We start from the raw sequence: 10,371 nt of genomic DNA on the forward strand, positions 1-10,371 counted from the left end.
CCCGCGCCCTCACTGGGTCCGGAGGCCGTCGAAGGCGATCTTGCACACCGCGTCCGCCAGTTCCGTCCCGGCCGAGCCTCGCCGCGGCCGGTACCACTCGATGAGCGAGTTCACCATGCCGTACAGCAGCCGCGCGGTGACCGCGGGATCGATGTCGGGCCGCACGTCGCCTTCGGTTTCGGCCTGTTTCACCAGTTCCGTGACGAGCCGGTCGAATTCCCGCCGCCGCGCCAGCGCCGCGCGCTCGATCTTGGTGTTGCCACGCACCCGCAGCAGCAGCGTCACGAACGGCAGCTGCTCGACCAGCACGAGGACGCTGCCCCGCACCAGATGCTCCAGCTTCTCGATGGCCTTGCCCTCGAACGATTCCGTCTCGGCGGCGACGGCGAACAGGCCGTTCAGCGCGCGGTCGACGGCGAGCCGCAGGAGTTCCTCTTTGCTCGGCACATGGTGGTAAATCGCGGACTTCGTGATGCCGAGTTTGCGGGAGAGGTCTTCCATGCTGGTGCCGTCGTAGCCGCGTTCGTTGAACAGTTTGACCGCGACCTGCAGCAGCGACTCGAGGTCGTAGCCGGGGCGCCCCCGGCGGGCGGGGGTGCTCAACCGCGGTCCCGTTCGTCGAGTACGCGGCGCATCTTGCCCAGCGACCGTTCGAGGGTGTCCGGGTCGACGACCTCGACGCCGACGCTCACGCCGACCCCGTCCTTGACGCCGGCGATCAGCCGGGCGGCGGCCTCGGCGCGCTGCTCGGTGGTCGCGTCCGGACGCGCTTCGACGCGGACCGTCAGGTGGTCCATCCGGCCCTTAGTGGACCGGATCAGCTGGAAATGCGGCGCGAGCGCGGGGGTCACCAGCACGACTTCCTCGATCTGCGTGGGGAAGACGTTGACGCCACGCAGGATGATCATGTCATCGGTGCGCCCGGTCACCTTCTCCATCCGCCGGTACGCCGGCCGCGCGGTGCCTGGCAGCAGCCGGGTGAGGTCGCGCGTGCGGTAGCGGATGATCGGCAGCGCCTGTTTGGTGAGCGACGTGAACAGCAGTTCGCCCTCGGCGTCGGTGGGCTTCTCGGTGAACGGGTCGATCACCTCGGGGAAGAAGTGGTCCTCCCAGATGTGCAGGCCGTCCTTGGTCTCGACGCATTCCTGCGCGACACCGGGGCCCATCACCTCGGACAGGCCGTAGATGTCGACGGCGTCGATGCCGACGCGGTCCTCGATCTCCGCGCGCATTTGTTCGGTCCACGGCTCGGCGCCGAAGATGCCGACCTTCAGCGAACTCGTCCGCGGGTCGACGCCCTGCCGTTCGAACTCGTCGAGCAGCGTGAGCATGTACGACGGCGTGACCATGATGATCTCGGGTTCGAAGTCGGTGATGATCTGCACCTGGCGCGCGGTCATGCCGCCGGACGCCGGGATCACCGTGCAGCCGAGCTTTTCGGCGCCGTAATGTGCGCCGAGGCCGCCGGTGAACAGGCCGTATCCGTAGGCCACGTGGACCTTGTCGCCAGGACGCCCGCCCGCCGCGCGGATCGAGCGCGCCATCACCGTCGCCCAGGTGTCGATGTCTTCGGCCGTGTACCCGACGACGGTCGGTTTGCCGGTGGTCCCGCTGGACGCGTGGATGCGGCTGACCTGCGCTTCCGGCACGGCGAACATGCCGAACGGGTAGTTGTCGCGCAGGTCCTGTTTGGTGGTGAAGGGGAACTTCGCCAGGTCTTCGAGCGCCTTGCAGTCGTCCGGGTGAACGCCCGCCTCGTCGAACTTCCGGGTGTAGAACGGCACGTTGTCGTAGGCGTGCCGCAGCGTCCACCGGAGACGCTTCAGCTGCAGCGCCTGGAGTTCGTCGATGGTCAGGTTCTCGGCGTCGTCGCTGAAGCTCATCGTTGGGGTGCCTTCTGGATGGTGCGGCTGCGGCCGCGGAATTCGGCGACGACCTCCGGCCCGTCGGGGGTCTCCCGGTGCACGGTGACGTCGTAGATGCCGTTGCGGCCGTAGCGGGTCCGCTCGGTGGCGGTGGCGATGAGGTGGTCGCCGAGTTCGCCCGCGGCGACGAAGGAGATCTCCGCGCCGGAGGCGACGGTGACCGGGCCGTGGCTGTTGCAGGCGCAGGCGAACGTCGTGTCGGCCAGCAGGAAGACGTAGCCGCCGTGGGCGATGCCGTGCCCGTTGACCATCGTCTCGGTGATCCGCATGGTGGCGACGGCGTGCCCTTCGGCGGCCTCGACCAGCTCGATCCCCAGCGCGCTCGACGCCAGGTCGTCGGCGAACATCGCGTGCGCCGCGTTGGTCGTCATCACACCACCTGTTACTGACCGAATGGACGGTTGCTAAAGGGTGCCGCAAGTAAAGGCGCGCTTCCGGGTGGATGTCAAGGATCCGCCGCCGTCCGGGGGTTTGCAAGACCCCGGACGCGAGCTACAGTGAATTACTGAACGGACGGTCTGTTAATCACTCAAAGTATCCAGCCCACCATCGAAGGGTTCGGCCCCATGGCATTGCTGCGCAGCTACGTCTCCGGCGGATGGCACACGGCGGACAACGACGGCGTACCGCTGCACGACGCGTCGACCGGCGAGGAGGTCGCCCGGGTCTCGTCCGAGGGCATCGACTTCGCCGCCGCGCTGGAGTACGGCCGCCGCGTCGGCGGCCCCGCGCTGCGCGAGCTGACCTTCCACCAGCGCGCCGCCCTGCTGAAGGCACTGGCCTCCCACCTGCGTGAACACCGCGACGAGCTCTATGCGCTCTCGGCGCGCACCGGTGCGACCAAGACCGACTCGATGGTCGACATCGACGGCGGCATCGGCGTGCTGTTCGCCTACTCCAGCAAGGGCAAGCGCGAACTGCCGAACGACACCGTCTACGTCGACGGCAACGTCGAGCCGCTGAGCAAGGGCGGCACCTTCGTCGCCCAGCACATCGCCGTCCCGCTGCGCGGCGTCGCCGTCCAGATCAACGCCTTCAACTTCCCGGTCTGGGGCCCGCTGGAGAAGTTCGCGCCCGCGTTCCTCGCCGGGGTGCCGAGTCTCGTCAAGCCCGCCAGTCAGACCGCGTACCTCACCGCGCGGCTGGTCGAGATCATCATCGAGTCCGGCATCCTGCCCGAGGGCACGCTGCAGTTCGTCGCGGGCAGCGTCGGCGATCTGCTCGACCACGTCACCGCGCAGGACCTCGTCTCCTTCACCGGCTCCGCGTCGACGGCGCAGAAGCTGCGCGCGCACCCCGCGGTCGTACGCAACTCCGTCCGGTTCAACGCCGAGGCCGACTCGCTGAACCTGTCGATCCTTGGTCCGGACGCCAAGCCCGGCACCACCGAGTTCGACCTCTTCGTCAAGCAGCTGACCACCGAAATGACGGTCAAGGCAGGCCAGAAGTGCACCGCCATCCGCCGTGCCTTCGTCCCCGCCGACCTGCTGGACGACGTCGCCGAGGCCGCGAGCGCGCGGCTGGCGAAGGTCACCATCGGCAACCCCACCGCCGAAGGTGTCCGGATGGGCGCGCTCGCGAGCCTGGAGCAGCGTGAGGAGGTCCGGCGGTCGCTCAAGGCGCTGCTGGACGTCGGCACGGTCGTCTTCGGCGACCCGGAGCAGGTCGAGGTCGTCGGCGCGGACGCCGAGCGTGGCGCGTTCATCTCGCCGGTACTGCTGAAGGCCGACCCGGAGCGTTCCGAGCCGCACGAGGTCGAGGCGTTCGGCCCGGTGTCGACGCTGCTGCCGTACACCTCCACCGAACAGGTCATCGAGCTCGCCGCACGCGGCGGCGGCAGCCTCGTGGGTTCCGTGGTTTCCGCGGACCAGGAGTTCGTGCGCGAGGTCGTCCTCGGGGTCGCGCCGTTCCACGGCCGCCTGCTGGTGCTCGACGCCGACGACGCCAAGGAGTCCACCGGCCACGGTTCGCCGATGCCGCAGCTGGTGCACGGCGGTCCCGGCCGTGCCGGCGGTGGCGAGGAGATGGGCGGTATCCGCGGCGTGCTGCACCACATGCAGCGCACGGCCGTCCAGGGCAGCCCGAAGGTGCTCAGCACGGTCACCGGCCGCTGGGTCGCGGGCGCCCCGCGCACCGAAGGCGACGTCCACCCGTTCCGGAAGTCGTTGGCGGAGCTGAAGATAGGTGACTCCGTCGTCGCCGGACCGCGTGAGGTCCTGCAGTCCGACGTCGACCACTTCGCCGAGTTCACCGGCGACACCTTCTACGCCCACACCGATCCCGAAGCCGCGGCGGCGAACCCGCTGTTCGGCGGGATCGTGGCGCACGGGTACCTCGTGGTCTCGTTCGCCGCGGGCCTGTTCGTCTCGCCGGAGCCCGGTCCGGTGCTGGCCAACTACGGCCTGGAGAACCTGCGGTTCCTCACCCCGGTCAAGGTCGGCGACTCGCTGACCGTGACCCTGACCGCGAAGCAGATCACCCCGCGCATCGACCAGGAGTACGGCGAAGTCCGCTGGGACGCCGACGTCACCAACCAGGACGGTGACTCGGTCGCCAAGTACGACGTGCTCACCCTGGTCGCCAAGGAGCAGTCATGACGGCCACTCTGCCTCAGGAAGACCTCGAAAAGCACTTCGAAGCGACCATCGCGCGTGATCAGCGCATCGAGCCGCGCGACTGGGTGCCCGAGGGCTACCGCAAGACGATGATCCGGCAGATCGCGCAGCACGCGCATTCGGAGATCATCGGCATGCAGCCGGAGGGCAACTGGATCACCCGTGCGCCTTCGTTGCGGCGCAAGGCGATCCTGCTCGCGAAGGTGCAGGACGAGGCCGGGCACGGACTGTACCTGTACTCCGCGGCGGCCACGCTCGGCGCCGACCGCGCGGATCTGACCGACAAGCTGATCAACGGCAAGCAGAAGTATTCGTCGATCTTCAACTATCCGACGCTGACCTTCGCCGACGTCGGCGTGATCGGCTGGCTGGTCGACGGCGCGGCGATCTGCAACCAGGTTCCCTTGTGCCGCAGCTCGTACGGGCCGTACGCGCGCGCCATGATCCGCATCTGCAAGGAGGAGTCCTTCCATCAGCGGCAGGGTTTCGAGCTGCTGATGACGATGATGCGCGGCACGGACAAGCAGCGGGAAATGGTGCAGGAGGCGGTGAACCGCTGGTGGTGGCCGTCGCTGATGATGTTCGGCCCGCCGGACGCGGACTCGCCGAACACCGCGCAGTCGATGGCGTGGAAGGTCAAGCGGCACACCAACGACGAGCTGCGCCAGCGTTTTGTCGACATGTCCATCCCGCAGGCCGAGGCGCTGGGCGTCACCTTCCCGGACCCGGACCTCAAGTGGAACGCCGAGCGCGGGCACTACGACTTCGGCGCCGTCGACTGGGACGAGTTCAAGAACGTGTTGAAGGGCAACGGCCCCTGCAACGCCCAGCGCGTCGCGCACCGGCGGCGGGCCCAGGAAGACGGCGCGTGGGTGCGGGAAGCCGCCACGGCACACGCGGCAAAGAAGCTTGTCTCTGAAGAAGAAGGAGCCTCGGCATGAAGCACGACTGGCCGTTGTACGAGGTGTTCGTCCGGGGCAAGCGCGGCCTGAACCACGTGCACGTGGGTTCGCTGCACGCCGCCGACGACGACATGGCGCTGCACCACGCCCGGGATCTGTACACCCGCCGCAACGAGGGCGTGTCGATCTGGGTCGTGCGCGCGTCGGACATCACGGCGTCCTCGCCGGACGAGAAGGACCCGTTCTTCGCGCCCAGCGGCGACAAGGTGTACCGGCACCCGACGTTCTACGACATCCCCGACAACGTTCCGCACATCTGACATGAGCTTCGACAACGCCTACGAGGCGATCACCGAGGAGAACGACTCCCGCTGGGCCTTCGGCACCGGGTTCGAGGATCCGCTGTCCGGTGTGGACACCACGGTTCCGTCCGGTGTGGACGGTGCACGGCTCGCGGCCTACTGCCTGATGCTCGGCGACGACGCGCTGATCTTCTCGCACCGGCTGCAGGAGTGGTGCACGAACGCGCCCGAACTCGAGGACGAGGTCGCGATCGCGAACATCGCGCTCGACCTGCTCGGGCAGGCCCGGCTGTTGCTGGCGCGTGCGGGCAAGGCCGACGGCAGCGACCGCACCGAGGATTCGTACGCCTTCTTCCGGAGCGAGCTGGAGTACCGCAACGTCCGGCTCGCCGAACTCGACGGCGGGCACTTCGGGCATCTGATCGCGCGGCTGCTGGTGTTCTCGATCTGGCGGCTCGCTTTGTTGCAGCGGTTGCAGACCAGCGTGGACCCGGTGCTCGCGGCCATCGCGGACAAAGGTGTCAAGGAAGTCGCGTACCACCGCGACTACGCCGCCCAATGGGCCGTGCGCCTCGGCGACGGCACCGAGCTGTCGCACTCGCGGATGCAGGAGGGTCTGGACGCGGTCTGGCCGTACGTCGGCGAGCTGTTCACGGCGCACGAAGTCGAGTTCGTCGAGTCGCCGTCGCTGCGGCCGGAGTTCGACGCGATCCTGGACCAGGTGCTGGCCGTCGCGAAGCTGACCCGTCCCGAAATCGGCGCTCTCGCCGGGGTTTCCGGCCGGATGGGCCGTGACGGCGTGCACACCGAACGGATGGGCTTCCTGCTGGCGACCCTGCAGAGTGTCGCCAGGGAACACCCGGACGCGACATGGTGACCGCGTACGCCGTGGCGGCCACGGTCACCGATCCGGAACTGCCGATGCTCACCCTCGCCGACCTCGGCGTGCTGCGTGAAGTGTCCGAATCCGGCGGTCGGGTGGTCGTCGCGATCACCCCGACCTACACCGGCTGCCCGGCGATGGACACCATGCGCGACGACCTCGTGCACGCGCTCACCGGCGCGGGCTACGGCGAGGTCGAAGTCCGCACGGTGCTCCAGCCCGCCTGGTCCACGGACTGGATCACCGAGGACGGCAAGCGGAAGCTCGCCGAAGCGGGCATCGCGCCGCCGGGTGCCGCGCCGCGCCGGACCGGCCCGATCCCGCTGACGCTGAGCCCGGCGGTGTCGTCGGTCCGCTGCCCGCGCTGCGGCTCGGCGGACACCGAGGAGCAGTCCCGGTTCAGCGCGACGGCGTGCAAAGCGTTGCGCCGCTGCCGGTTCTGCCTCGAACCGTTCGAACACGTCAAGGAGATCTAGTGACAGCGACATCTCTTGTCACAGCGCAGCGCCGCACGGGTTTCCACACCCTCACGGTGTCCGACGTCCAGCGCCTGTGCGACGACGCCGTCGCGGTGACCTTCGACGTGCCCGAAAACCTCGCGGACACCTTTCGCTTCAAGCCCGGCCAGTCGCTGACCCTGCGCCGCCAGATCGGCGGCCGCGACGAGCGCCGTTCGTACTCGATCTGCGCGCCCGCCGGCGCGGCACCGCGCGTCGGTGTCCGCGAAGTTCCGGGCGGGCTGTTCTCGTCGTGGCTCGTGCACGACGTGAAGCCCGGCGACGAGATCGAAGTCGCGCCGCCGACCGGCAACTTCAGCCCCGATTTGGCGGCCGCCGGGCATCACGTGCTGATCGCGGCCGGATCCGGGATCACGCCGGTCCTGTCGATCGCGTCTTCGCTGCTCAGCGACTCCGACGCCACGGTGACCGTGCTCTACGGCAACCGCCGGACGGACACCGTCATGTTCGCCGACGACCTCGCGGACCTGAAAGACCGTCACCCCGCGCGGCTCGAACTCGTCCACGTGCTCTCCCGCGAGCCGCGCGAGGCCGAACTGTTCACCGGACGGCTCGACGTGGAGAAGCTGCGGCGCCTGTGCACCGTGCTGATCCCGGTCGAGGACGTCGCGCACTGGTGGCTGTGCGGGCCGTTCGACATGGTGACCGGGGCGCAGGAACTGCTGCGCTCGCTGGACGTCTCCGACGATCGTGTCCACCAGGAACTGTTCTATGTGGACACTCCGCCGGAGCCGGTGCACCACATCGATCCGGCCGTCGTGGGGGCGTCCAGCGAGGTCACGCTGGTCCTCGACGGCCGGTCGACGACGATGACGCTGCCGCGAAGCTCCTCCCTGCTCGACGGTGCGCAGAAGTACCGCCCGGACCTGCCGTTCGCCTGCAAGGGCGGCGTATGCGGCACCTGCCGGGCGAAGATCTGCGACGGCAAGGTGGACATGCGGCGCAACTTCGCCCTGGAGAAGGCCGAAGTCGACGCCGGTTTCGTGCTCACCTGCCAGTCGGTGCCGATCTCCGACGCGGTGACGGTCGACTTCGACGCCTGACCGCCCCGCGTTTCGTCCTCTGAATGCGGTAGTTGCACACGCAAGTACCGCATTCAGAGGACTAATTGCGGAGAGGTAGCCAGCGGGTGATGCCGATGTCGGCGAGGAACGGGCGGTCGTGGCTCGCCACGATCAGCGTGCCCCGGTAAGCCAGTAGCGCCTCGGTCAGGCGCCGCACGCTCGCCAGGTCGAGGTTGTTCGTCGGCTCGTCGAGCAATAGCAGGCGCGGCGTGGGCTCGGTCAGCAACAGGGTCGCCAGCGCCGCCCGGAAGCGTTCCCCGCCGGACAGCGACGCCACCTCGCGGTCGGCCGCCTTGCCGCGGAACAGGAACCGCGCCAGCCTCGCGCGGATCTCGTTGTCCGTGAGTGACGGCGCGACCAGCCGCACATTGTCCACAATGGATAGTGACTCGTCCAGCACGTCGATCCGCTGGGGGAGCAGCCTGGCCGGCACGAACAAGCCCACCTCGCCCGACTCCGGCGGGAGCTCGCCGGTGATCGTGCGGAGCAGGGTGGTCTTACCCGAACCGTTGGGGCCGACGAGCGCGATCCGCTCGGGCCCCATGACGTGCAGGTTCACCGCGGGGCCGAAGCGGGGCACGGCGTCGATCCGCAGCACGTCCGTTCCGCGCGGGACCGTGGTCTCCGGCAGCTCGACGCGGATCTCGGCGTCCTCGCGCAGCAGGCCTTCGGCGGCCTTCAGCGTCTCGACGGCGTTCTCCAGCCTGTCGGTGTGCAGATTCCGGTACTTGCCCGCGGCGATCTGCGCGTCCTCCTGACGTTTGCGCATCCGCACCTTGGGTTCGCGTTTCCGGTCCCACATCTGCTGGCCGTAGCGGGCGCGCCGGGCGAGTTTGATCCCGGCCTCGACCAGTTCCCGCTTCTGCCGTTTGACGTCCGACTCCGCCGCGCGCACGTGCCGCCGCGCGGCTTCCTGCGCGACCTCGACGGCGTGTTCGTAGTCGTCGAGATTGCCGCCGTACAAGGTGACCTCGCGGTCACGGACCTCCGCGATCCGATCGACCAGCCGCAGCAGCTCGCGGTCGTGCGAGACCACCACCAGGACGCCGCCCCAGCTCTCTACCTCGCGGTGCACGAGTTCGCGTGCCCGCAGGTCGAGATTGTTGGTCGGCTCGTCGAGCAGCAGCGCGGCGGGACGGCGCAGGAGCAGCGCGGCCAGCCCGAGCAGCGTGAGTTCGCCGCCGGACAGCTCACCCGCCCGCTGGTCCAAGCTGACGGCGTCGAGGCCGAGCCTGCCGAGGATCGCGTGAATGCGTTCCTCGACGTCCCAGTTGTCGCCGACGGTGGCGAAGTGCGCTTCGGCTGCGGAACCGCTCTCGACGGCCTTGATCGCCGCGCGGATCGCGGTGACACCCAGCAGGTCATCGACGCGGCGGCCCGTGTCGAGGACGAGGTTCTGGGGCAGGTACCCGAGTTCACCCGGTGCGGTGATCGAGCCTGTGGTGGCTCGCAGGTCGCCGGCGAGCAGCCTGAGCAGCGTGGACTTACCGGAACCGTTGGTGCCGACCAGGCCGGTGCGGCCGGCCCCGATCGTGAGCGAGAGCCGCTCGAATACCGGAACACCGTCCGGCCAGGTGAAGGTGACGTCGGAAAGCGTCAAGGAAGAAGACATGAGACTCCCTGCGAAGGAGGTGGATTAAGGGCGCAGGTTCGTCTCAGAAGATCACCGCGACAGGTTAGCCGACCGTTGGCTTCGGTGCGACCGATTTCTCCGGGGCGCGAACACGGTCGCGTGGTTTCGCGGTCGCTGGGTGGGTGGTGGGTTGCCGTTTTGTGGTGACGGAGTGGTCGGGATGGTGGGCTGGGCGGGTGAGGTTTCACCTCCGTCGGGTGGGGCGGGTTGCCGTTTGTGGTGACGGAGTGGTCGGGATGGTGGGCTGGCTCGGTGTGGCGTCACCGCCGCCGCGTGTGAGGCCGGTTGCCGTTTCGCGGCAACGGAATGGTCAGGCATGGTGGGTTGGGCGGGTGCGGCTTGGCCGTCGTCGTGTGGGTGGTGGGTTGCCGTTTTGTGGTGACGGAATGGCCAGGAATGGTGTGCTGGCCCGGCGTGGCGTCACCGCCGCGTGTGTGAGGCCGGTTGCCGTTTCGCGGCAACGGAATGGTCAGGCATGGTGGGTTGGGCGGGTGCGGCTTGGCCGTCGTCGTGTGGGTGGTGGGTTGCC

10 protein-coding genes are annotated in these 10,371 nt (G+C 68.7%); 6 read left to right on the forward strand and 4 right to left on the reverse strand.

Annotation, left to right across the window (positions count from 1 at the left end; all coding sequences use genetic code 11):
* Positions 1–9: 9 nt before the first annotated feature.
* The 3 genes from ACIHAO_RS08255 to paaI are packed head-to-tail and all read right to left on the reverse strand — an operon-like array spanning position 10 to position 2,272.
* Positions 10–603, reverse strand: coding sequence for a TetR/AcrR family transcriptional regulator (locus ACIHAO_RS08255; protein ID WP_126737382.1), 594 nt, complete (start codon positions 601–603; stop codon positions 10–12).
* Positions 600–1,883: a phenylacetate--CoA ligase PaaK gene (gene paaK / locus ACIHAO_RS08260; protein WP_396555732.1), complete on the reverse strand. Its 1,284-nt coding sequence runs from the start codon at positions 1,881–1,883 to the stop codon at positions 600–602. Before paaK ends, ACIHAO_RS08255 begins: the two co-directional genes overlap by 4 nt.
* Positions 1,880–2,272, reverse strand: coding sequence for a hydroxyphenylacetyl-CoA thioesterase PaaI (gene paaI, locus ACIHAO_RS08265; RefSeq protein WP_396556052.1), 393 nt, complete (start codon positions 2,270–2,272; stop codon positions 1,880–1,882). The genes paaK and paaI overlap by 4 nt, the downstream gene beginning before the upstream one ends.
* A gap of 219 nt (positions 2,273–2,491) precedes the next feature.
* Between paaI and paaZ the strand changes: the two genes are divergently transcribed.
* The 6 genes from paaZ to paaE are packed head-to-tail and all read left to right on the forward strand — an operon-like array spanning position 2,492 to position 8,188.
* Positions 2,492–4,522 (forward strand): phenylacetic acid degradation bifunctional protein PaaZ, encoded by a 2,031-nt coding sequence (gene paaZ / locus ACIHAO_RS08270; protein WP_396555734.1) that lies wholly within the window; start codon positions 2,492–2,494, stop codon positions 4,520–4,522.
* On the forward strand, positions 4,519–5,481 hold the full coding sequence (gene paaA / locus ACIHAO_RS08275; RefSeq protein WP_396555736.1) for a 1,2-phenylacetyl-CoA epoxidase subunit PaaA: 963 nt from the start codon (positions 4,519–4,521) through the stop codon (positions 5,479–5,481). Before paaZ ends, paaA begins: the two co-directional genes overlap by 4 nt.
* Positions 5,478–5,762, forward strand: coding sequence for a 1,2-phenylacetyl-CoA epoxidase subunit PaaB (gene paaB / locus ACIHAO_RS08280; protein ID WP_005168080.1), 285 nt, complete (start codon positions 5,478–5,480; stop codon positions 5,760–5,762). Before paaA ends, paaB begins: the two co-directional genes overlap by 4 nt.
* Before the next feature lies 1 nt (position 5,763).
* Positions 5,764–6,621 carry a 1,2-phenylacetyl-CoA epoxidase subunit PaaC gene (paaC, locus tag ACIHAO_RS08285; RefSeq protein ID WP_396555738.1) on the forward strand — a complete coding sequence of 286 codons (858 nt, stop codon included), beginning with the start codon at positions 5,764–5,766 and terminating at the stop codon, positions 6,619–6,621.
* Positions 6,615–7,103: a 1,2-phenylacetyl-CoA epoxidase subunit PaaD gene (paaD, locus tag ACIHAO_RS08290; protein WP_396555740.1), complete on the forward strand. Its 489-nt coding sequence runs from the start codon at positions 6,615–6,617 to the stop codon at positions 7,101–7,103. The genes paaC and paaD overlap by 7 nt, the downstream gene beginning before the upstream one ends.
* On the forward strand, positions 7,103–8,188 hold the full coding sequence (gene paaE, locus ACIHAO_RS08295; protein WP_396555742.1) for a 1,2-phenylacetyl-CoA epoxidase subunit PaaE: 1,086 nt from the start codon (positions 7,103–7,105) through the stop codon (positions 8,186–8,188). Before paaD ends, paaE begins: the two co-directional genes overlap by 1 nt.
* A gap of 61 nt (positions 8,189–8,249) precedes the next feature.
* Here the strand turns inward: paaE and ACIHAO_RS08300 are convergent, their stop codons facing one another.
* Complete coding sequence (locus ACIHAO_RS08300; protein WP_396555744.1) at positions 8,250–9,821, reverse strand: ABC-F family ATP-binding cassette domain-containing protein; 1,572 nt, start codon at positions 9,819–9,821, stop codon at positions 8,250–8,252.
* Between the last annotated feature and the right edge of the window lie 550 nt (positions 9,822–10,371).

The sequence above is a fragment of the Amycolatopsis sp. NPDC052450 genome (genome assembly GCF_044547565.1).
In the GTDB taxonomy this organism is placed as follows: Bacteria; Actinomycetota; Actinomycetes; order Mycobacteriales; family Pseudonocardiaceae; genus Amycolatopsis.